Origin of the sequence: Cystobacter fuscus, assembly GCF_002305875.1 — a bacterium.
Lineage (GTDB): Bacteria > Myxococcota > Myxococcia > Myxococcales > Myxococcaceae > Cystobacter > Cystobacter fuscus_A.
Genome location: NZ_CP022098.1, coordinates 10,303,550 through 10,325,226, shown reverse-complemented (window position 1 = coordinate 10,325,226; position 21,677 = coordinate 10,303,550). Strand labels below are relative to the sequence as shown.

Here is a 21,677-nt window from a genome sequence, read left to right as displayed (position 1 = left end):
ACTTATCAGGTCATGCCCTCGGAGGGGAACGTCCTCCCGCGCTCGCTCCCTGCCGAACTCCTCCCGTCACCATTTAGTCAGTGGCTCAGGGGCGCACGTCCTGCCGCGCCAGCGCCTCGCGGGCTACGCGTTCCACGGCCCTGCATCGCGGCACGGTCCTTCCCGCCGCGTCCGTGCGCACCAGCCCCGCGAAGTACAGCCGCACCTCGGGGAACTCCACCCGGTGATCGAGCGGCTCCAGCGCCTCCACGGGTTGTCCGGCAAGCAGCTTCTCGAGCACCGCGTGGCAACTGCGCTCCCCTCGATAGTCATTGCGTTCGTCCTGGAGCAGGCGCTCCCGCACCGTGCTTCGCAGCGAGGGGCTGCGCGCCAGCCGTGCCGTGATCGCATCCGCATCGCGCGGCCCTTCGCTGCTCAAGGCTTCCCGGAGCAGCCCCAGATGACCTCCCGTGGCTTCGTGAACGTCCTTCGCTTGTCGTGCCGAGTCCTCACCCTGGGCGGCCAGATAGCGTCCCACTTCCTCCACCGTGAGATCCGGCACCTCGCGCCGGGGGGCTCCCGTGAACACGGAGAAGCTCTTCACGTTGTGGAGGATCCACGCCGAGCGTTCGCCCCCCGCGATGAGGAAGTGGAAGTCCACCGGCGAGGGCTCGTCCATCATCCGGCGCAGCGTGTTGCCGAGCCGTTTGAGGTGCTCGAATGGCCCCCACTCGTTGCGCAGAACGATCAGGTGCTCGCGCCCGAGCCGCTCGGCCTTCTCGCGCAGGTGCTCCACCAACGCGTCGAAGCCCTTGACGTAGGCTCCTCCCAGGAGCGCCCGGCAGTACTCGGCCTCGGTGCAGTCGGGGACATTCGGGGGCGCCAGCCAGGTGACGTGCTCCCCATACCGCGCCGCCACGTCCCGGGCGAGTGACCGGGCCCCGCCGTCCTCGGGGGCGAGCAGCACCAGCCGATGCTGGCTCCGGAGGATGCGCGCGTACTCCTCCACCAGCGCGGGCCGGGCCACGGACGGCTGGGACGGCACCGGCGCGGGGGGCGGGCCGGACGCGAGGGCCGCGGGGCTCGAGTCGCGCATCACGGGCGGTGCTTGCGGCACCGGCGCGGGGGCCGGGCTGGACAGGAAGGCCCCGGGCGCGGCGGCGGGCCTCGCGGGCGGCCATTGCGGCACGGAGACGGGAGCGGGGGCGGGGCTGGCGCCAAAGGCCGCCCGTGCGAGTCCGCGCAGGCTCTCCGCCAGGGGCGCTCCGTGGTCCTCGTACTCGACGAGCTGGATGTTGTACTTCGGCCAGAGCGCTCCCCGATCAATCTGTCCCTTCTTCATCAGCGCGAAGCTGGGAACCTGCCGCCCCCGGGTGATGCCGATGACATGCTCGAGCTGCTTGAGCACGTAGGGGTCGCTGAAGCTGAAGCCCATGTAGAGAAAGGGCCTGGAGCGGATCCACTCGCGCAGGCGCACCAGCGCGCTCGTGTAGTGGGAGTAGCTGGCGGGCTGGGCCGAGTCCCCATAGAGGCGCTTGTAGTCGGCGCCCGCGAGCACCAGCGTGGCGAGCCGGTGGATGGTGCCATGCAGGTGCCAGACGCGAGGGTCCGAGGGAGAGGCCTGGAGGTCCAGCAGGTTCAGCTCGTCATCCTGGTCATTGGAGACGGGCTCGGCGTCCCCTCGGCCCCAGAGCAGGACGTCGTCGTAGTTGGTGGTGACCACCACGGGGGCCTGGAGTTCCCAGAGGGCCTGGACCACGGACAGATCCACGTCGTCTGGCCGCTTGTGGCGGATGCGCTCGCGCAGGAACCGGTTGAAGCGATAGGCCCCCAGCTCCTGGAAGGCCCGCTCGGCCGCGGTGAGGTAGTCCCCCTGGTCGATGCGCTGGCGAACCTCCGCGATGGCGTCCTCCGGGCTGACCTCCTCGCGCATCCGTTCGACCAGCCCCTCCAGGAGCCTGGGCCAGGAGGGGAACAGTCCTGGTTTGACGCCCATGCTGATGCCGGCACCCACGAACGGGACGACCTGGTGCCTGCGGATCGCCTCGACCAGCTCCCTCGGATAGGCCATCGCTCCCCCTTGTGTCGCGTGGGCCGAACGGTAGCGTGTGTTATTCCGCGCACGCCATGCCCGAGCTACCCGAAGTCGAGATCGCCCGGCGCCACCTCGTCCACTGGTTGGACGGTCGCCGCGTGGTGAAGGCCGATGCGGACGACACCCGGATCTTCCGGGGCGCGCGCTGGAAGGACTTCGCCTCCCTCCGGGGCCGGCTGCTCTCGCTGGAGCGGCGCGGCAAGTACCTCCTCTTCTCCTTCGAGGAAGATCGGGGCCTGCTCGCCCACCTGGGCATGTCGGGTCGCTTCGTGCGCCGCCCCCCGGACACCCCCGTGCCCTACAGCCGGGCTCGCCTCCACCTGGACTCCGAGGAGGTCGTCCATTTCGCCGACGCGCGCATGCTCGGGCGCATGGAGACGTGTCCCGCCTCGTGCCTGCGCTCGCTCGCGCCCATCCAGGCCCTGGGGTTCGATCCGCTCGCCGATGGCCTCGACGTCGCGCGGCTCCGGGACGCGGTGGGGGGCTCGAAGCAGGAACTGAAGGTGGCCCTGATGGACCAGGGGAGGGTGGCGGGGCTGGGCAACATCCACGCCGCCGAGGCGCTCTTCCGCGCGGGCCTGCACCCCTCGCGACCGCCCGCCTCGCTCACCGACGCCGAGTGGAAGCGCCTGGCCCGGGGGGTACGCGCCGCGCTCGACTTCGGCCTCCGGGAGCAGCAGGCCGAGGAGGAGGTGCGCTACCTCAAGGAGGGGGGCCGCAACGGCTTCCTCGTCTATGGCCGCGCCGGGACGCCGTGTGTCCGGTGTGGAACGACCGTGGAGTCCGTGACCCAGGGAGGGCGCACCACCCACTTCTGCCCCTCGTGCCAGCCCTCGGGCCGGGTCCCGGAATCCCGGGCGGAACGCGGCGCGCGCACCGCTCGCCGTCGTTGACACCCCCCACGCACTCCGCTTGACTCGCCCGCCCTTTGCACCCGCCGCAATCGCGCGGCCTCGGAGAAGAATCCCCTATGTCGTCCAACGCCCTGCTGGCGGCGCTCCTCGTCGCCTCCGCCACGGCCGCCGCGCAGACGCCGGAGACGCCCCCCACGGGCTCGCCGGCCCCCGCGCCCGAGAGCGCCCAGCCCGCCACGCCGCCCTCCTCCCTGGAGCCCACCGTCTCCACCGAGGAGCGCATCCGCCAGGAGGTGGAGCGGCGCGTGGAAGCCGCCAAGCAGGAGATGCGCGAGGAGATCCGCGCCCAGCTCGCCACCCAATCCCTCGCCTCGGACTGGCAGGGGGAGTGGATGGAGGAGAAGCGCAAGCTGGAGCTCTTCACGCTGGATGGCTACTTCCGCCTGCGTCCCAACCTCTACTACCAGTTCGACCTGGGCAAGCAGCAGGAGCGCCGGCTCTTCCCCTCGCCGCGCACCAACGAGCGCACCCAGTCGGGCGCCGACATGCGCCTGCGTCTGGAGCCCACCTTCAACATCTCGGAAGAGGTGCGGGTGAAGGCCCAGTTCGACGTGCTGGACAACCTGCTCCTGGGCTCCACGCCGTCCACGAGCTTCCCGAGCGACGGCTACTACCTGTTCGACCTCTTCAATGACCGGCAGACGTCGCCCCGGGCGGGCCTCAACGCCCTGCGCGACGCGTTCTCCGTGCGCGAGGTCTACGGCGAGGTGTCCACGCCGGTGGGTCTGCTGCGCTTCGGCCGGATGAACGCGCAGTGGGGTCTGGGCGTGCTGCGCAGCGACGGCAACTGCCTGGACTGCGACTACGGCGACCAGGTGGACCGGGTCATGTTCGTCACCGAGCCCCTCGAGGGCTTCTACGTGACGCCCATGTTCGAGTTCAACAACGAGGGCCGCTACGCCTATCCGAACGGGCCGGACAGCCAGCCGGTGGACGTGACCAAGACGGACGACGTGCACAGCTTCGTGCTGGCGGTGGCCCGGCGCGACACGCCGCAGGAGGTGAAGTCCAAGCTGGACAACAACCAGGGCGTGCTCAACTACGGCCTCCACGTGAGCTACCGCAGCCAGCAGTCCTCGGCCGAGGGGCTCAACTCGCCCGCGGTGCTCAACCCGGACGGCTCGGTGGGTGGCAACGTCACCTACGTGCCGCGCAACGCCTCGCTCGTCATCCCGGACGTGTGGCTGCGCTACGAGGAGAAGAACTTCCGCGTGGAGTTCGAGGTGGCCGCCTACCTGGGCACCATCGGCAGCCGGCAGAACACGCCCCTGGCTCCCGGCGTGGAGGATCCCAACCAGAACCAGTCGCTCACCGTGGCGGAGTTCGGTGGCGCGGCGGTGGGTGAGTACCGGCTGCTCAACGGCAAGCTCAACATCCAGCTCGAGCTGGGCTTCGCGTCGGGAGATCGGGCGCCGGGCTTCGGGGCGTACCCGGGGCGGCGGGGCTCGGGTCCGGGCGGCTTCACCCAGCCGGGTGACGCGGATGGTCCGCAGTTCCGCTGCGGCGGCACCGACTGCGCCGACAGCTTCCTGCGCAACTTCCGCTTCAACCGCGCCTACCGCGTGGACAACATCCTCTTCCGCGAGCTCATCGGCACCGTGACGGACGCCTTCTACGCCAAGCCCACCCTGCGCTACACGCTCACCCAGGGCTTCGACGTCTTCGGCAGCGCCATCTACTCGCAGGCCATCTACCCCCAGTCCACGCCGTCCTTCACGGACCGGCCCCTGGGTCTGGAGACGAACCTGGGCGCGAAGTACGAGACGGAGGATGGCTTCATCGCCCGCGTGGACTGGTCCGTGCTCTTCCCGCTCAGCGGTCTGCAGGACTACAACACGGGCTCGGGCATCCAGGTCACCGAGCTGAAGACGGCCCACGCCGTGCGTGGCACCATCGGCATCCGGTTCTAGGAAGGCGCTTCCATGCAACGCTCGCGCGTGCTCGTCGTGGTGCTCGGTGGTGGGGTGCTCGTGGGGCTGTTGGGGCTTGGGGGGTGCGGCATCAAGGGGCCCGTGCGGCCGCCCCTGCCGCCGTCCGCTCCGCCCACCACCGAGACGCAGGCTCCGGCCGAGGCGGGGCGCGGTCCGTTCGCCCCCTCGGCGCCTCCTTCCGAGGACGCTGGAACCCCGTGACCGCCTTCACCTACCGCAAGCGCGTCCTGCACGCCGAGCACGTCCCCCTGCCCGCCATCGCCGAGGCGGTGGGGACTCCCACCTACGTCTATTCCTCCGCCGCGCTGCGCTCGCACTTCCGGGCGGTGACGGAGTCCTTTGGCGAACACCCGCATCTGGTGTGCTACTCGGTGAAGGCCAACTCCACCCTGGCGGTGCTGTGCCTGCTGGCGGAGGAGGGCAGTGGCTTCGACATCGTCTCGGGTGGAGAGCTGGCCCGGGTGAAGGCGGCCGGGGGCGAGCCGGGCAAGACGGTGTTCGCCGGAGTGGGCAAGACGGCCGAGGAGATGGCCGCGGCGCTCGCCGCCGGCATCCTCTTCTTCAACGTGGAGAGCCCCGAGGAGCTGGAGCTGCTCGACGCGGTGGGCCGGGCCCAGGGCAGGCGCGCGCCCTTCGCCATCCGCGTCAACCCCAACGTGGACGCGCGCACCCACCGCTACATCGCCACCGGCCTGAAGACGTCCAAGTTCGGCGTCCCCTTCGAGGAGGCCGTGGGGCTCTACTCCCGCGCCCGGAAGATGAAGGGCCTGGAGGCGGTGGGTCTGGACTGTCACATCGGCTCGCAGATCACCCTGACGTCGCCCTTCAAGGCCGCGCTCACCAAGGTGGGCGGGCTCTACCAGGAGCTCAAGGCGCAGGGGCATGGGCTGCGCTACCTGGACGTGGGCGGTGGCCTGGGCATCACCTACACCGAGGAGAAGCCGCCCTCGACCGCCGAGTACGCGCGCACCATCCTCTCGGCGGTGGGGTCCACGGGCGCCACGCTCGTCTTCGAGCCCGGCCGCTCGGTGGTGGGCAATGCCGGCGTGCTGCTCACCCGCGTGCTCTTCCGCAAGAAGACGCCCGCGCGGCAGTTCGTGGTGGTGGACGCGGGGATGAACGATCTGATGCGGCCCGCCCTCTATGACGCGCACCATGGCCTCCAGCCCCTGGTGCAGCGGCGGGGCAAGGCCGTGGACGTGGACGTGGTGGGTCCGGTGTGCGAGTCCACCGACGTGCTCGCCCGACAGCGACCGCTGGTGTTGCCCCGGCAGGGCGAGCTGTATGCCTTCATGAGCGCCGGGGCCTATGGCATGAGCATGGCCTCCACCTACAACTCACGACCCCGCCCGGCCGAGGTGATGGTTGACGGGAGTGCATGGCGGGTGGTGCGCGAGCGCGAGCGCGTCGAGGACCTCTGGCGCGGCGAGAGCCCCTGACCGTATAAGCCGCTGTATGAAGACTTTCGAAGGCTCGATGACCGCGCTCGCCACGCCGTTCCGGCAGGGAGCGTTCGACGAGGGAGCCTACCGGGCGCTCATCCGCCAGCAACTCGCGGGGGGCACCAGTGGGCTCATCCCCATGGGGACGACGGGCGAGGCGGTGACGATGTCCGCCGAGGAGCGCCAGCGCGCCATCCGCGTGGCGGTGGACGAGGCGGCCGGCCGGGCGCCCGTGGTGGCGGGCGCGGGCTCCAACAGCACCGCGGAGACGATCGCGGGCGTGCGGCTCGCGCGGGACGTGGGGGCGGACGGCGCGCTGCTCGTGACGCCCTACTACAACAAGCCCACGCAGGCGGGCCTGGTGGAGCACTACAAGGCCGTGGCCCGCGCCCATCCGGGCTTTCCCATCGTCGTCTACAACGTGCCGGGCCGCACCGGCGTGGACCTGTTGCCGGAGACGGTGCTGCGGCTGTGCGACGTGCCCGAGGTGGTGGCCATCAAGGAGGCCACGGGCAACATGCCCCGCGCGGTGGACCTGGTGGAGAAGTGCGGCGATCGGTTGACGCTGCTGTCCGGAGACGACTTCACCGTGCTGCCCTTCATCGCGTGCGGAGGCAAGGGCGTCATCTCCGTGTCCTCGAACGTGGCGCCCCGGATGATGGCGGACCTGGTGGCGGCCGCGCGCGCCGGGCGGTTCGAGCAGGCGCGGGCGCTCCAGGTGCGGATGAACGAGCTGCACCGGCTGCTCTTCGTCGAGTCCAGCCCCATCCCCGTGAAGTGGGCGCTGCACGCCCTGGGGCTGTTCGGTCCCGAGGTCCGCCTGCCGCTGGTTCCCATGACCGAGCCCAACGCCCGGAAGCTGGAGGCCGAGCTGCGCAAGCTGGGCCTGCTCCAGGGCTAGGAGACGCCTCCCCATGATTCGCACCGTCCTCACGGGCGTCACCGGGCGCATGGGCGCCACCCTGAACCGCCTCGTGCGCGAGGCGCCGGACCTGGAGCTGGCCGGTGCCACCGCCCGGGGCAAGGCCGAGCAACTGGCGGCGCTCGGCGTTCCCGCGGGGGATGACCTGGGCCGGGTGCTCGACGCGGCGCGGGCCCAGGTGGTCCTCGACTTCACCAGCGCGGAGGCCAGCGTGGTGCATGCGCGCCAGTGCGCCGAGCGCGGCGTGGCCCTGGTCATCGGCTCCACGGGCTTCACCCCCGAGGCCCGCGCGGAGGTGGCCCGGAGCGCGGCCTCCATCCCCGTGGTGCTCGCCCCCAACACCTCGGTGGGGGTGAACGTGGTCATCCGCATGGCCGCCGAGTTCGCCCGCGTCCTGGGTGACGGCTACGACGTGGAGGTGCTGGAGGCCCACCACCGCATGAAGAAGGACGCTCCCTCGGGCACGGCGCTGAAGCTGGCCGAGGTGCTCGCCTCGGCGCTGGGGCGCGGCCAGGAGGACCTGACCTTCGCCCGCCACGGCCAGATCGGCGCGCGCCCCAGGAAGGAGATCGGCGTCCAGACGCTGCGGGGCGGAGATGTGGTGGGCGAGCACACCGTGTTCTTCTACGGCGAGGGCGAGCGCATCGAGCTGACCCACCGGGCGACCAGCCGGGACCAGTTCGGCCTCGGGGCCCTGCGCGCCGCGCGCTGGGTGACGGGCCGGACGCCGGGGTTGTACGACATGGCCGACGTGCTCGGCTTTCCGAGGGCGACATGAGCCCCCTGGGAATCCGGACCCGGGCTCTTCCTGTTGAGATGGAGCCTTGAACTCCAACGTCTATGTCGGATTGGGCTCCAATGAGGGAGACCGGGAAGTCCAGCTCGTCTCCGCTCTCGAGGCGCTCTCGCGCATCGACGCGGTGGTGGTGCTGCGCTGCTCCTCGCTCTTCGAGAGCGCTCCGGTGGGGCCTCCCCAGCCCCGCTACCTCAACGCCGTGGTGGAGCTGGAGTGCGCGCTGCCTCCCCAGCGCCTGTTGACCATCCTGAAGCAGATCGAGATGGATCTGGGCCGCGAGCCCGGAGGGGCGCGCTGGGGTCCGCGTCCCATCGACCTCGACATCCTCCTGTGGGAGGGTGAGATCGTGGCCGACCCCAATCTCCAGGTTCCCCACCTGGAGCTGCACAAACGCCGCTTCGCGCTGGAGCCCCTGGCCGAGCTGGCACCCCATGTGGAGCACCCGGTGTTGTGCCTGACCGTGGCGCAGTTGCTCGAGCAGCTCTCGCCCCAGGACGTGCAGCGGTGCGAGTCCACCCAGTGGCCTGAACCCTCTTACCCCCTGACCGAGTCATGACCCTCTCGCTGGCCCTGACCGCCACCGCGGCGCTGCTCGCCGCCGATCCTCCCTCCCTGCCCGCCGGTCACCCGCCCCTCGGCGCGGCCGCCGAGCCCCCGGCTGCTTCCTCGCCCCCCACGGGTCTGCCCCCGGGCCATCCCCCCGCCGTCGGTGTGGGCAGCCCGGCCCCCGTGGATCCCTCCGCGCTGCCGCAAGGCCACCCCGCGATGACGGGCCGCGCGGCGCCCACCGCGGACGAGCTGCTCAAGCAACTGGAGGGGATGCAGGGCCTGCGCGAGCGGGAGAAGACCTTCGAGATCGCCTCGTCGCTCGGCAAGCTCTACTACACGAGCGGCCGCTTCGAGGAGGCCATCCCCTACCTCCAGCAGGCCGAGGACAAGGCGAAGTCCACGCGCGAGCTGTTCCTCGCGCAGCGCAAGAAGCTGGGCGCGGGCGCGGTGCCGAGCGCGGAGGAGGCCCGCTGCGGCTTCACGGATCAGACGGCGATGGAGGAGCGGGCGAAGGTGGCGGCCGAGCGCGCGAAGAAGGGCGACACGGCGGGCGCGGTGGCCTGTGCGCGCGCGGCGCTCGAGCTGTCGCTGGACGTGGAGTCCATGCGCGCCAACGCGCTCTTCCTGACGAATGACGCCCCGGGCGCGCTCAAGGTGTACGAGCGCGTGCTGGAGGTGGCGCCGTCGTTCGCCGACGCGCTCTTCGGGCGCTCGGCGGTGCTCTACGAGACGCGGGGCGAGGACGTGAAGGCGCTGCGCAGCGCGCACGAGGGCTTCGAGGCCTTCATCGCGGCGCACCCCACCTCTCCCCGGGTGTCGCTGGCGCGCAAGCTGTCGCGCATGACGGACGAGGCGGAGAAGGCCGGCGGCATGAAGAAGTGGCTGGCCACGCGCGAGGAGGACCGGCGCATCCGCTCCTCGAAGCTGGATCTGTCGCGAGGAGGTCCTCCTGCCATGGCGCAGGCGTCGGCGCCCAACGCGGGCGGACGTCCCATGGCGGCGGGTCCCATGCAGGGCGGCGGGGCCTCGGCGCCCATGGTCTCGCAGGAGACCATGGATGCGATGAACAGCGTCGAGCACACGCCAGAGCTCGAGGCCCAGCTCGATCAGACGGTGGCTCAGGGCGAGGAGCTGCTCTCCAAGGGGCGCTACGACGAGGCGCTCACGGCGTACCGGCAGGTGATGCCGCTGCGTCCGGATGGGCGGGTGAAGGCGGGTCTGGCGTGGACGCTCGTGGGTCTGGGCAAGCCCACCGCGGATCGGGTGTGGGGCGTGGCGGTGAGCTCGGATCCCGCGGCGGTGGACAAGCTCGGCGAGACGCTCAAGGCCAAGGGCGACACGAAGGGCGCCAAGGCCCTGTGGGCGAAGCTGGCGGCCTCCGCGCCGGACTACGCGGCGAGCGCCTCGCTCCAGGCCAAGCTGGAGTAGCCGCCGTGGCGCCTCAGGCGAGCCGGCGCACGGGCTTGCCGGCCTTCCAGGCGAGGATGTCCTCCAGCGCGTCGCGGTAGAAGACGGCGTAGTTCTCCCGCGTCACGTAGCCCAGGTGTGGCGTCAACACGACGTTGTCCAGGGCGAGCAGGGGATGGTTCGACGGCAGGGGCTCGATGGGGAAGACATCCAGCCCCGCCCCGGCGATGCGCCGCTCGCGCAGCACCTCCAGGAGCGCGGTCTCGTCCACGAGCCCCGCCCGCGCGGTGTTGATGAAGCAGGCCTCCGGCTTCATGGCGTTGAGTTCCTCCGCGCCGACGATGCCCCGCGTGCGCTCCCCGAGCACCAGGTGCAGGCTGACGATGTCGGAGGTGGCGAACAGCTCGCGCTTCTCCACCCGGCGGACGCCCACCTCGGCGGCCCGCGCGTCGGTGAGGTTCTGGCTCCAGGCCACCACCTCCATGCCGAAGGCCTGACCCACGCGCGCCACCTGCGTGCCCAGCTTCCCGAGCCCCAGCAGACCCAGCCGCTTGCCCGTGAGACTCGTGGTCAGTCCCGTCTGCCAGCTCCCCGCGCGCAGGGCACGGTCCTCGAGCGGGATGCGCTTGATGAGCGCGAGGATGAGGCCCCAGGTCAGCTCCGCGGTGGACGTGCCCACCGCGCCCGTGCCGCTCACGGTGATGCCGCGCGCCCGGCAGGCCGCGAGGTCGATGGACGCGTTGCGATTGCCCGTGGTGATGAGCAGGCGCAGGTTCGGCAGCCGCTCGATCACCTCGACGGGGAAGGGCGTGCGCTCGCGCATGAGGACGATCACCTCGAAGCGTTGGAGGGTCTCGAGCAGCACCTCGCGCTCGGCGATGTGGTGGTCGAACACCACGAGCTCACTGTCCGCGGGCAGGCGCGTCCAGTCGGCGAAGTCCCGCGCGACGCGCTGATAGTCATCCAGGAGGGCGATCTTCATGTCCCCGCAGTCTAGAAGGATCGCGCGGCGAGCAGGTCCTGTACATCGAGCAGTCCCACCGCGCGGCCCTCGGCGTCCACCACGGGGAGTTGATCCACGCGCGCCTCGCGCATGAGGCGGGTGGCCTCGAGCACCAGCACCTCGGGGCCCACGCACCGGGGCCGCTTGCCCATCACCTCGCGCAGGGGCCGCTCGAAGTCGGTGAAGCCCTTCTCCACGAGCCGGCGCAGGTCTCCGTCCGTGAAGATGCCCACCAGCCGCCCCTGCTTGTCCACGACGTTGGTGGCTCCGGGGCGTCCCGGCGTGTTCGTCATCACCACCACGGCCTCGGACAGCTTCGCGGTGTCGCGCACGAGCGGATTGGAGGAGCCCGAGCGCATCAAATCGACGACGCGCATGACGGAGCGGCCGAGCTTGCCCGCGGGGTGGAGCAGGGCGTACTCGGCGGAGCCGAAGGGGCGCGAGCGCAGCACGGCCATGGCGAGCGCGTCCCCGATGGCGTGCAGCGCCGCGGTGGAGGCGGTGGGCACCAGGCCCATGGGGCACGCCTCCTCGATGCGGCCGATGTCCAGCACCACGTCCGCGCCGCGCGCCAGCGGGCTCTCCGCGTCACCCGTGAGGGCGATGACGGGCGCGCCCAGCCGCTTGAACGAGGGCAACAGCCGCACCAGCTCCTCGGTGGCGCCGCTGTTGGAGAGCGCGAGGATGACGTCTCCACGGCCCACCCGGCCCAGGTCTCCGTGCGCCGCCTCGGTGGGGTGGAGGAAGACGGAGCGGATGCCGGTGGAGGCCAGCGTGGCCGACAGCTTCTGGCCGATGAGCCCCGCCTTGCCGATGCCCGTCACCACCACCTGGCCCGGGCAGTCGCGCACCAGCTCCAGGGCGCGCAGGAAGGCATCGCCCACCCGCCCCATCAGTCCGAGGATGGCCTGGGCCTCCGCCTCCAGCACGCTGCGGGCATAGGCGAGCGTGGCCTCGCGCTCGTCCGCGGCGGGCACGGACGGCGTCACGGGTGCATCTTCCTGGGGAGGCACGGCCCGAAGGCGCGGCTTGCGGGCGGTGTTGCGGGGGGCTCGGGCCATGGTGGGGCGGCGTTGTACCTCTGGACACAGCGGGCCTGCCAGCTTGACGCACCCGGGGGCATCGGCTACGCGCCTCCTCGCCCGGCGGGCACTCGGGAGTGCCTGAGCCCACCCCGCGGGTTGACTCGAAGAGGGCCCAACCGCCCGCTGACCTGAACCTGGAGAGGGGACGAGATGAAGTTCTTCATCGATACCGCCGACATCAAGGAGATCCGCACCGCCTACGACATGGGCTGTGTGGATGGTGTGACGACCAACCCGTCGCTGCTCGCCAAGGCGGGCCGGGGCCTGGAGGAGACCATCCGGGAGATCTGCTCCATCGTGGATGGGCCGGTGAGCGCCGAGTGCGTCTCCGAGAAGGCCGACGAGCTGGTCAAGGAAGGCCGGGGCCTCGCCAAGATCCACAAGAACGTGGTGGTGAAGGTCCCCATGGGCGTGGAGGGCATGAAGGCCGTCAAGACGCTCACCGCCGAGGGCATCAAGACCAACGTGACGCTGTGCTTCTCCGCCAACCAGGCGCTGCTGGCCGCCAAGGCGGGCGCCACGTACATCTCGCCCTTCGTGGGCCGCCTGGATGACATCTCCCAGGACGGCATGGAGCTCATCGCCCACATCATCGAGATCTACCAGAACTACGACTTCCAGACGCAGGTGCTGGTGGCCAGCGTGCGCAACCCCGTGCACGTGCTGCAGGCGGCGCGCATGGGCGCCGACGTGGCCACGCTGCCCTTCAGCGTCATCGCCCAGCTCGCCAACCACCCGCTCACCGACGCGGGCATCAAGAAGTTCCTGGCCGACTGGGAGAAGGTTCCCAAGGCCGCCAAGCCCTGAGACACAACCCCGGTTTCCGGGAACGCCATTGAAGTCCACGGGCCACCGCCTCCTTCACGGGAGCCGGTGGCCTTCTCGTTTCATCAGGGGGAACGAGCGAGCGCGGGCCTCGCGAGGGGGTGGGCGGACTGGCGGAATTCCGGGCCGCGGAGTATTCGTCTGGGCACCTACAGTCGTCTGGGGCCCTGGCGGAGAGGACGGATTCCTCGCGCCCACGCGGTCCCGGCCCCACGCAGCGAGGACCCCATGGACTTCCAGCTCTCCGAATCCCAGCGCGCCCTGCAGGAGATGGCGCGCAAGTTCGCCCGCGAGGTCATCCGCCCCAAGGCGGCCCACCACGACGAGACGAGCGAGTTCCCCCGCGACATCATCGCCTCCGCCTGGGAGAATGGCCTGCTCAACATGAACATCCCCGAGTCGTGCGGCGGCCTGGGGCTGGCGCACCTCGACCAGCTCCTCGCCTACGAGGAGCTGGCCTGGGGCTGCTCGGGCATGGCCACCTCCATCACCGCCAACGATCTGGCCAACCTGCCCATCGTCGTGGGCGCCACCGAGGAGCAGAAGAAGCGCCTGCTCACCCCCTTCACGGAGAAGTTCAAGCTCGCCGCCTTCTGTCTCACCGAGCCGGAGGCGGGCTCGGACGTGGCCAACATGAGCACCACCGCCGTGCGTGACGGCGACCACTACGTGCTCAACGGCTCCAAGTGTTTCATCACCAACGGCGGCCACGCGGACCAGTACACGGTGTTCGCCACGGTCGATAAGGCCAGGAAGCACAAGGGCATCACCTGCTTCGTGGTGGAGGGCCGTCCCAAGGGCCTGACCCCCGGCAAGCACGAGAACAAGATGGGCCAGCGCGCCAGCGACACCGTCACCCTCACCTTCGAGGACGTGCGCGTGCCGGTGGCCAACCGCATCGGCGAGGAGGGCGAGGGCTTCCGCATCGCCATGGAGACGCTCGACAACAGCCGTCCCATCACCGCCATCATGTCCGTGGGCATCGCCCGCGCCGCCCTCGAGTACTCCCTGGAGTACTCCAGCCAACGCCGCACCTTCGGCAAGCCCATCCGCGAGCACCAGGCCATCCAGTTCATGCTCGCCGACATGGCCATGAACACCCACGCCGCGCGTCTGCTCTGCCACGAGAGCGCCTGGCTGCTCGACCAGGGCCAGAAGAACACCCTCCTGTCCTCCTACGCCAAGTGCTTCGCCGCCGACATGGCCATGAAGGTCGCCACCGACGCCGTCCAGGTCTACGGCGGTTACGGCTACATCAAGGAATACCCGGTCGAGAAGCTCATGCGCGACGCCAAGCTCATTCAAATCTACGAGGGCACCAGCCAGGTGCAGCGGCTCGTCATCGCCAAGGAGCTGTTCAAATAGGACTCGTCGGATAAGAAATCCTACAGTCCGCGCGCGCTTCCCGGTTGCCGGTCGGGGGTGTTGATGCGAAAATCAATGCCCTCGATTATCTCCCCAGTGCGGTGCGTCATCCGACATGACGCCCCCGCCTTTTCGAGTGGGAGATAGCCGCTCTTCGTCTTCGGAATGGAGAAGAACGACCGTGAAGATCCTCGTCACCGCCAAGCGCGTGGAAGACCCCGAGTCCAAGATCAAGGTGAAGCCGGACGGTTCGGACATCGTGAAGGAGGGGCTCAAGTACAAGATCAATCCCTTCGATGAGATCGGGGTGGAGGAGGCCCTGCGCCTCGTGGCCAAGCATGGCGGCGAGGTGGTGGTGGTCTCCATCGGCGGCAAGGAAGTGCAGGAGCAGCTGCGGCACGCGCTCGCCATGGGCGCCACGCGCGCGGTGTGGGTGAACCACACGGGCGCGTTGGATCAGATGGGCGTGGCGGGGCTGCTGCAGAAGGTGACGGAGAAGGAGAAGCCGGACCTGGTCGTCCTGGGCAAGCAGTCCATCGACGATGACCAGAACCAGGTGGGCCAGTACCTGGCCGAGTACCTCGGCTGGGGCCAGGCCACGTTCGCCTCCAAGGTCGAGTCGCTGGAGAGCGAGCAGGAGAAGAGCAAGTCGCCGGCGCTGGTGCTGGGCGCGGATGGCAAGTCGGTGCGCGTGGTGCGCGAGGTGGACAACGGACTGGCCACCATCGAGTGCACGCTGCCCGCGGTGGTCACCACGGACCTGCGCCTGAACATGCCGCGCTACGCGAGCCTGCCGGGCATCATGAAGGCCAAGAGCAAGCCCATCGAGGAGCTGACCCCGCAGAAGCTCGGCGTGGACGTCACCCCCAAGGTGCAGGTGCTCAAGATGGCCGCTCCCCCCGCGCGCAAGGCCGGCATCAGGGTGCCGGACGTGGCGACGCTGGTGGACAAGCTGCGCAACGAGGCCAAGGCCCTGTAGTCCGGGCCCCTTCCTTCCTTCTTCCGACAAGCATTGGAGTCGAACATGTCGATCGTTCTCATCGTCGCGGAGCAGCAGCCGGACGGCCACCTGCGCAAGGCCACCCTCAACGCCGTGGGCGCGGGCAAGCAGCTCGCGGACAAGGCGGGCGCCGAGCTGCACCTGGTGCTGCTCTCCAAGGATCCCTCCAAGGTCACCGAGGAGCTCAAGGGCCTGGGCGCCAAGGTGGTGCACACCGCCGCGGCCCCCGAGTTCGAGCACTACCTGGCCGAGACGTACGCCCCGGCCATCGCCGAGCTGGCCAAGAGCCTCAACGCCTCCTTCGTGGGCGCGGCCTCCACCGCCCAGGGCAAGGATCTGCTGCCGCGCGTGGCTGCCCGGCTGCAGGCCGCCATGGCCACGGACGTGCTGGGCTTCGGGGGCTCGGGCGCGGACATCGTCTTCAACCGCCCCATGTGGGCCGGTAACGTCTTCGCCGAGGTGAAGCTGACCACGCCGGTGAAGGTGTTCACCCTGCGCGCCACCGAGTTCCCGGCCGCCGCCGGGGGCCAGGGCGCCGCCGAGGTCAAGACGTTCTCCCCCAAGGTGGAGGGCGGCAAGACGAAGTTCGTGGACTTCAAGGAGGTCAAGAGCGCGCGGCCCGAGCTGACCGAGGCGCGCGTGGTAGTCTCCGGTGGCCGTGGCACCAAGGGCGACTTCAAGGAGATCGAGGCGCTGGCCGACGAGCTCAACGCCGCGGTGGGCGCGTCCCGCGCGGTGTGTGACGCCGGCTGGGTGCCCAACGATCTCCAGATCGGCCAGACGGGCAAGGTGGTCGCGCCCCAGCTCTACATCGCCGCGGGCATCAGCGGCGCCATCCAGCACCTGGCGGGCATGAAGAGCTCCAAGACGATCGTCGCCATCAACAAGGACCCCGAGGCCCCCATCTTCCAGGTGGCGGACTACGGCCTGGTGGATGATCTCTTCAAGATCCTGCCCGCGCTGCGCGAGGCCGTGCACAAGGCCAAGTAGTCCCCGGGTGGCAGGAGGTCCGGGCCCGCTCGGGTTCGGGTCTTCCATGAAGGGGCGGTGGCGGGGGTTGTGTCCCCTCGCGGCCGCCCCTTCGGCGTTGCGGGGGGCTACAGCTCGACGTCCTTGTCGTCGGAAGCGGGGGGCTCCTCCTGCATCTCTTCCTCGTCGGGCAGGGGCTCCACGTCGGGCAGGTCCGGGCGGGCGGGGATGGTGCCCGGAGGGGCGGAGGGCGCGTCGCCCAGCAGGTTGAGCTCCGGGTGGTCGGGCACGTCGAGCTCGAGCGTGGTGAAGGTCCACGTGTCCGAGTCGCGCTTGTAGGCCTCCACGTGGAGGGTGCCCTCGGCCTTGGGGCCGCGGACGGGAATGGCCAGTTGGGCCGAGCCCTGGCCGTTGGTGGTGGAGAACGAGCCCTGGACCTTCCAGTCCGCCTCGATGGGCTCGCCGAGCACCTCGCGGGCCTCGGGCGACTGCCTCGTCCGGGCGAGCGCCTCGGTGACGACGTTGTTGTCGCGGAGGCTCTTGAAGGTGAGGCCCGCGATGAGGGCACCCAGGCAGCCGCAGGACAACAGCAGGCCCAGGCACCCCATGGGGATGAACCAGGCCCAGTTGCGGCCGAACCAACTCTTCTGGGGGGTGATGGGGCCCTCGGACGTCGTGCTCATGGTCGTTCTCCTGGCGGCGAGCGCCCCCTCTTAGCGCTTCTTCCAGGGCCGGCAAGCGCCGCCCGCTTGTTGCATCGCACCGGAGGGTAGGCCAAAAGGCGGAGGTATTCCTTCCCCCTTCGTGTCTTGCCGAGCCCGTCCGTGAGCACGCCCCTCGTCACCCCTGGCCCCCGGGCCTCCCTCGAGCGCCTCCAGGTGGATGGTGTGCTGCTCCTCATGAATGCCCTGTGGGGCGTCACCTTCGTGATGGTCAAGGACGCGCTCGGCCATGGGGATCCGTTCTCCTTCCTCGGGCTGCGCTTCTGCATCGGCGCGCTGACGCTCTCGGTCATCGCCCGGCGCAAGATGCTCGAGCGGGCCACGCTGCTGCGAGGCGGCGCACTGGGCGTGCTCCTCTTCCTGTGTTTCGCCCTACAGACGCTGGGCCTGGTGTCCACCACGCCGTCGCGCTCGGCCTTCATTACCGGGACGTACGTGGTGCTGGTGCCGGTGCTGGGCTGGGCGCTCTTCCGCCGGATGCCGCGCGCCTCCTCGTGGGCGGGCGTGGCGATAGCCACGGTGGGGCTCTACGCGCTCACCGGCGCGAACCTGCGCGAGGGACTCTCCCCGGGGGATGTCCTGACGCTGGGGGGCGCGGCGGCCTACGCCTTCCACATCCTCTTCACCGACCGCATCGCCGCGAAGACGGACGTGGTGGCACTCGTGGCGGTGCAGCTCTGGGTGGTGGCGCTGCTGTCCGTGCTCTGCCTGCCCTTCACCGGCGCGCGGGTGCACTGGACGCCGTCCTTCGTGGGCGCGGCGCTGTTCTGCGGCGTCGCCGCCAGTGCCCTGGCGCTCACCCTGCAGGTGTGGGCGCAGGCCCGCACGACGGCGGTGCGCGTGGCGCTCTTCTGTTGCACGGAGCCCGTCTTCGCGGCGCTGTCCTCGGTGGGGATCGGCCACGAGCGGCTCGGTCCGCGCGAGTGGGTGGGCGGCGGCCTCATCGTGCTGGGCGTCCTGGTGGCCGAGGTGAGTGGGGTGCTCTGGGCGCGCTTCTTCCCCGGGAGGGCCTCGGCGCCCACCGGGGGGTGAGTCAGCCGCGGGGAAGCCGCACGGTGAAGGTCGTGCCCTCCTCCACGCTGGAGTGCACCTCCACGCGCCCGCCGTGCGCATTCACGATGTGATGCACGATGTAGAGGCCCAGGCCGATGCTGCGGCTGGCCGTGCCCGCCTTCTCCTTGCCCCGGGTCAGGGGCTCGAAGAGGCGCGGCAGCAACTCGGGGGGGATGGGATCGCCCATGTTGTGCACGCGGAGCAGGACGGCGCCATCCTCGCCGCGCGTCTCCACGCGCACGGGCGTGCCCGGAGGGCTGTAGGCCAGGGCGTTGTTCACCAGGTTGGTGATGACCTGGGCCAGCCGGTCCCCATCCCACTCGCCCTTGCCCAGGCCGCTTCCCTCGTGGTGCACGTCCCGCTCGGGGTGGGCGAGCCTCACCTCCTCCACCACCTGCTGGGTGAGCGCGTGGAAGTCACAGGAGCCGCGCTGCAGGGGGATGCCCCCACCGAGCCGGGCCCGGGTGAAGTCGAGCAGGTCGCGGATCATCCGGGTGGCGCGCTCCGCCGCGGCCTGGATGCGCGCGATGCCCTTGGCTTGCCGCTCGCTCAGGTCATCGTGCCGCAGGAGCGCCGCCACGGACAGGGCGATCGCGTTGAGGGGATTGCGCAGATCGTGGGAGACGATGCCGATGAGCTGCTCCTCGAACTCCGCCCGCGTGCGCGCCTGCTGTTCCTGGCGCTTGCGGTCGGAGACGTCCTGGAGCACGCCGATGAAGCGCACCGCCTGTTTGCCCTCGAAGATGGCTCGGCCCGCCGAGCGGATCCATCGATGCTCCCCCGTGGGGCCCCGTGTCAGCGTCCGGTACTCGGTGCGGTACTCGCCCCCGTTCTCTCCCGCGAGCGCCCGCTGCACCAGGGCTTTCGTGCGCTCGCGATCCTCCGGGTGGAGCCGCGAGAGGAACAGCTCGTACGTCATATGGGTCTCGGGAGGTAGACCGAAGAGCCTCTTGGCGCGCTCGTCCCAGCGCAGCACGCCCGTGACTGGCTGCAAGTCCCAGGTGCCCAGCTCCGCCGCCCAGGCCGCCACCCGCAGCCGCTCCTCGCTCTCCTGGATGGCCGCGCTCGCCATCTTCCGCGCGGTGATGTCCTGCATCGCCCCCACCATCCGCACGGCCTTGCCCCGCGCGTCGCGCTCGATGAGGCCATGGTCGGTGACGTGGACGTAATCGCCGTTCTGGTGGCGGAAGCGGTACTCGCTCTTCCACCGCGTGCCGCCCCCGTCGATGGCCTCGTGGACGGAGTGGAGGATGCGCTCGCGCTCCTCGGGGTGGATGTTGTCGGACCAGCCGGAGATGTGCGGGCCGAGCTGTTGCGGGCTGTACCCGAAGAGCGTCTGGACACTGGGGCTCCAGGCGAGGGAGTCCGTCAGCAGGTTCCAGTCCCAGAGGGCATCACTGATGGCCTCGGTCGCCATCCGGTGGAACGTCTCGGAGGCGCGCAGCCGCTCGTTGCTCGCGCGCAGCCGCTGGAGCAGGAGCGCCTTCTCGATGATGCCGGAGAGGTACTCCACCAGTGTCTCGAGGTAGCGCCGGGTCTGGGGCTGGAAGATCCGCGTCTCGGCGACGCCGAGGTACAGCACCCCGAGCAGCTTGCCGTGGGACCACAGCCGCAAGCCCAGCAGCGAGCGCAGGCCACTGCGGCGGATGCCCTCGGCGAGGGGGACATGGGCGTCCGTCGCGTCCGCCAGGGTGAGGGGTTCCTCCGAGGCCGCCAGCCGGCCCACGAAGGACTCCGGATCCTCCACGGGCTCGGCGTCGACCTGGCCGCTCCATCGGCCCGTGTACATGGTGGGCAGGAGTCTCGTGGTGTCCGGGTGCGCGAGCAGGAGCGCGGCCGCGTCCGCGTTCACCGCTTGCTGGACGACCTCGACCAGGGCGTGCATCCGCTCGTGGAGGGGCACGGGGGTCTCGGGAGTCTCGAAGAGCTCCGAGGCGATCGCCTCGAGGCGGCGAAGAAAGAGCTTCTCCCGCTGCTGGTCCTCCAGGCTGTAGCCACTGAAGGTGACGATGACCTGGTTCATCGCCTCCTGGAGCTCGGTGAACAGGAGCGCCTTGTCCGGGTAGGGGGGCTGCTCGCGCTGGGGCAGGTGCTCCCAGAGCGAGGAGATGAGGCGTCCCAGGAGGACGTACTCGCTCGTCGTCTCCTCCTGGTTGTAGCCGGAGCGCAGGCGCAGGCCGATATGCGTCTCCTCCAGACGCCGCTTGGTCGCCTCGGGGTCTCCCCGGTGGCCCTGGCGGGAGATGGTGGCGAGTGTCGCGAGGTACTCGGGGATGGTGTCGATGAGCTGGTGGGGCTTGAGCCCCCGGGCCGACTCCAGCTTGCCCGCCTCTTCCAGGAAGCGCCGGACGAGCAGGTCGCGGTTGTTCTCGATGAAGTCGGCCACCTGGGGCATTGGGCTCGGTCTCCGGTGTATGTGCGTTCGGCGGGGCGGCGGCGTGCTAGCACAATGTATTTCCCCACTTCCCCGGGTGAGGGGTGCCCTGGTCGCGGGGTGACACTGGAGCCCCCAGCGATGTCTCCCAGACGGCCATGCGCGAGGGATCGCTCCGGTGCCCGCCCGGCATCCGGGCGAGAGGGGCCAGAAGAGGTGCACGCCCGCCCGGACGCGCTATACCCAACGTCTCTCATGAGCGTCGAACTGCGAAGGAATGGGTTGCAACTGGCCGGAACGCCCCTGTTCCTGGACGCCACCCGGAAGACGCCGCTGTCCTTCGTGAGTCACGCGCACGCGGACCACATCGCCCGGCACGAGCGCACCATCGCCACGGCCGCCACGCTGCGCTTCATGGCGCACCGCCTGGGCAAGGTCGCCGCGCCGCTGCCCGCGCCCTATGGTCGCCCCTTCGACCTGGGCCCGCTCTCGCTCGAGCTCCTGCCCGCAGGCCACGTGCTCGGCAGCGCCCAACTGCGCATCATCCGCGAGGACGGCAAGCGCATCGTCTTCACGGGGGACCTGAACCTCGAGCCCTCCCTCACCGCCGAGCCCGCCCAGGTGGCCGAGTGCGATCTGCTCATCATCGAGTCCACCTTCGGGCACCCGCGCTACGCCTTTCCGCCGCGCGAGGAGGTGCTCGGGGAGGTGGAGTCCTGGGTGCGCCGCCACCTGGAGCGTGGCGCGGTGCCGGTGCTCCTGGGCTATTCACTGGGCAAGAGCCAGGAGGCGATGAAGTACCTGTCGGGCCGGGGCTTCTCGCTCGTGGCGCATGAGTCCATCCACGAGGTGGCCGTGCTCTATGGCGAGCTGGGGGTGCCCATCGAGCGCATGCGCCGCTTCGATGGCCGGGTGGAGCCGGGCGAGGTGCTCTTCTTCCCACCGCACCTGGCTCGCAACGGGGCGCTCGCGCCCTTCTGGCCCCGGGCCACCGCCGTGCTCACCGGCTGGGCGCTGGATGGACCGGGGACCGCGCGGCGCTACGGCGCGGACGTGGCCTTCCCGGTGTCCGACCACGCCGACTGCGCGTCCCTGGTGCGCTATGCCAAGGCCACCGGCGCCCGCGACATCCTCACCCACCACGGCTTCGCCGAGGAACTGGCCGAGGTGTTGCGCGGGGAGGGGTTGGACGCGCGAGCGCTCGGGCAGCCCCGGCAGCTCGCGCTCCTGTAGCACCCCTCCCGCC

General features: G+C 70.3%; 19 protein-coding genes. 14 read left to right on the top strand and 5 right to left on the bottom strand.

What is annotated here, in order from left to right; all coding sequences use genetic code 11:
* Nucleotides 1–85 precede the first annotated feature (85 nt).
* Nucleotides 86–2,050 (bottom strand): SIR2 family protein, encoded by a 1,965-nt coding sequence (locus CYFUS_RS41785; protein ID WP_095990283.1) that lies wholly within the window; start codon nucleotides 2,048–2,050, stop codon nucleotides 86–88.
* Between the two features lie 56 nt (nucleotides 2,051–2,106).
* Between CYFUS_RS41785 and mutM the strand changes: the two genes are divergently transcribed.
* The 8 genes from mutM (at nucleotide 2,107) to CYFUS_RS41745 (ending at nucleotide 10,056) form a co-directional block, all read left to right on the top strand.
* The gene (gene mutM, locus CYFUS_RS41780; protein ID WP_095990282.1) at nucleotides 2,107–2,967 is read left to right on the top strand and encodes a bifunctional DNA-formamidopyrimidine glycosylase/DNA-(apurinic or apyrimidinic site) lyase; all 861 of its coding nucleotides are present in this window, start codon (nucleotides 2,107–2,109) and stop codon (nucleotides 2,965–2,967) included.
* Nucleotides 2,968–3,044: 77 nt separating this feature from the next.
* Complete coding sequence (locus CYFUS_RS41775) at nucleotides 3,045–4,898, top strand: TIGR04551 family protein (RefSeq protein WP_095990281.1); 1,854 nt, start codon at nucleotides 3,045–3,047, stop codon at nucleotides 4,896–4,898.
* A gap of 12 nt (nucleotides 4,899–4,910) precedes the next feature.
* Nucleotides 4,911–5,120: a hypothetical protein gene (locus tag CYFUS_RS41770; protein ID WP_095990280.1), complete on the top strand. Its 210-nt coding sequence runs from the start codon at nucleotides 4,911–4,913 to the stop codon at nucleotides 5,118–5,120.
* Complete coding sequence (gene lysA / locus CYFUS_RS41765) at nucleotides 5,117–6,358, top strand: diaminopimelate decarboxylase (protein WP_095990279.1); 1,242 nt, start codon at nucleotides 5,117–5,119, stop codon at nucleotides 6,356–6,358. The genes CYFUS_RS41770 and lysA overlap by 4 nt, the downstream gene beginning before the upstream one ends.
* A 16-nt stretch (nucleotides 6,359–6,374) precedes the next feature.
* Nucleotides 6,375–7,262, top strand: a complete 888-nt coding sequence (dapA, locus tag CYFUS_RS41760) for a 4-hydroxy-tetrahydrodipicolinate synthase (protein ID WP_095990278.1) — start codon at nucleotides 6,375–6,377, stop codon at nucleotides 7,260–7,262.
* 13 nt (nucleotides 7,263–7,275) lie between these two features.
* Nucleotides 7,276–8,061 carry a 4-hydroxy-tetrahydrodipicolinate reductase gene (gene dapB, locus CYFUS_RS41755; RefSeq protein ID WP_095990277.1) on the top strand — a complete coding sequence of 262 codons (786 nt, stop codon included), beginning with the start codon at nucleotides 7,276–7,278 and terminating at the stop codon, nucleotides 8,059–8,061.
* Nucleotides 8,062–8,107: 46 nt separating this feature from the next.
* Nucleotides 8,108–8,635: a 2-amino-4-hydroxy-6-hydroxymethyldihydropteridine diphosphokinase gene (gene folK, locus CYFUS_RS41750; RefSeq protein ID WP_095990276.1), complete on the top strand. Its 528-nt coding sequence runs from the start codon at nucleotides 8,108–8,110 to the stop codon at nucleotides 8,633–8,635.
* The gene (locus tag CYFUS_RS41745; RefSeq protein WP_095990275.1) at nucleotides 8,632–10,056 is read left to right on the top strand and encodes a tetratricopeptide repeat protein; all 1,425 of its coding nucleotides are present in this window, start codon (nucleotides 8,632–8,634) and stop codon (nucleotides 10,054–10,056) included. The genes folK and CYFUS_RS41745 overlap by 4 nt, the downstream gene beginning before the upstream one ends.
* A 13-nt stretch (nucleotides 10,057–10,069) precedes the next feature.
* Here the strand turns inward: CYFUS_RS41745 and CYFUS_RS41740 are convergent, their stop codons facing one another.
* A complete protein-coding gene (locus tag CYFUS_RS41740) occupies nucleotides 10,070–11,017 on the bottom strand; it encodes a D-2-hydroxyacid dehydrogenase family protein (protein ID WP_095990274.1) in 948 nt (315 codons plus the stop codon).
* Between the two features lie 11 nt (nucleotides 11,018–11,028).
* The gene (locus CYFUS_RS41735; RefSeq protein WP_095990273.1) at nucleotides 11,029–12,099 is read right to left on the bottom strand and encodes a KpsF/GutQ family sugar-phosphate isomerase; all 1,071 of its coding nucleotides are present in this window, start codon (nucleotides 12,097–12,099) and stop codon (nucleotides 11,029–11,031) included.
* Between the two features lie 174 nt (nucleotides 12,100–12,273).
* Here CYFUS_RS41735 and fsa point away from each other — a divergent pair, with 174 nt between their 5' ends.
* From fsa to CYFUS_RS41715, 4 genes are all read left to right on the top strand, one after another.
* Nucleotides 12,274–12,930 carry a fructose-6-phosphate aldolase gene (gene fsa / locus CYFUS_RS41730; protein ID WP_095990272.1) on the top strand — a complete coding sequence of 219 codons (657 nt, stop codon included), beginning with the start codon at nucleotides 12,274–12,276 and terminating at the stop codon, nucleotides 12,928–12,930.
* Between the two features lie 246 nt (nucleotides 12,931–13,176).
* Complete coding sequence (locus CYFUS_RS41725; RefSeq protein ID WP_095990271.1) at nucleotides 13,177–14,313, top strand: acyl-CoA dehydrogenase family protein; 1,137 nt, start codon at nucleotides 13,177–13,179, stop codon at nucleotides 14,311–14,313.
* A gap of 181 nt (nucleotides 14,314–14,494) precedes the next feature.
* Nucleotides 14,495–15,292, top strand: coding sequence for an electron transfer flavoprotein subunit beta/FixA family protein (locus CYFUS_RS41720; RefSeq protein ID WP_095990270.1), 798 nt, complete (start codon nucleotides 14,495–14,497; stop codon nucleotides 15,290–15,292).
* 45 nt (nucleotides 15,293–15,337) lie between these two features.
* Entirely contained in the window at nucleotides 15,338–16,303 is a 966-nt protein-coding gene (locus CYFUS_RS41715) for an electron transfer flavoprotein subunit alpha/FixB family protein (RefSeq protein ID WP_095990269.1), read from the top strand.
* Nucleotides 16,304–16,410: 107 nt separating this feature from the next.
* On the opposite strand, the gene CYFUS_RS41710 is transcribed toward CYFUS_RS41715, so the two are convergent.
* Nucleotides 16,411–16,965 carry a cytochrome c oxidase assembly factor Coa1 family protein gene (locus CYFUS_RS41710; RefSeq protein WP_095990268.1) on the bottom strand — a complete coding sequence of 185 codons (555 nt, stop codon included), beginning with the start codon at nucleotides 16,963–16,965 and terminating at the stop codon, nucleotides 16,411–16,413.
* A gap of 141 nt (nucleotides 16,966–17,106) precedes the next feature.
* Here CYFUS_RS41710 and CYFUS_RS41705 point away from each other — a divergent pair, with 141 nt between their 5' ends.
* On the top strand, nucleotides 17,107–18,036 hold the full coding sequence (locus tag CYFUS_RS41705) for a DMT family transporter (RefSeq protein ID WP_198316320.1): 930 nt from the start codon (nucleotides 17,107–17,109) through the stop codon (nucleotides 18,034–18,036).
* Nucleotide 18,037: 1 nt separating this feature from the next.
* Here CYFUS_RS41705 and CYFUS_RS41700 read toward each other — a convergent pair whose 3' ends face one another.
* The gene (locus CYFUS_RS41700) at nucleotides 18,038–20,452 is read right to left on the bottom strand and encodes a PAS domain-containing protein (RefSeq protein ID WP_095990267.1); all 2,415 of its coding nucleotides are present in this window, start codon (nucleotides 20,450–20,452) and stop codon (nucleotides 18,038–18,040) included.
* Nucleotides 20,453–20,686: 234 nt separating this feature from the next.
* On the opposite strand from CYFUS_RS41700, the gene CYFUS_RS41695 reads away from it, so the two are divergent.
* Nucleotides 20,687–21,664 carry an MBL fold metallo-hydrolase gene (locus tag CYFUS_RS41695; RefSeq protein ID WP_095990266.1) on the top strand — a complete coding sequence of 326 codons (978 nt, stop codon included), beginning with the start codon at nucleotides 20,687–20,689 and terminating at the stop codon, nucleotides 21,662–21,664.
* Nucleotides 21,665–21,677: the final 13 nt, after the last annotated feature.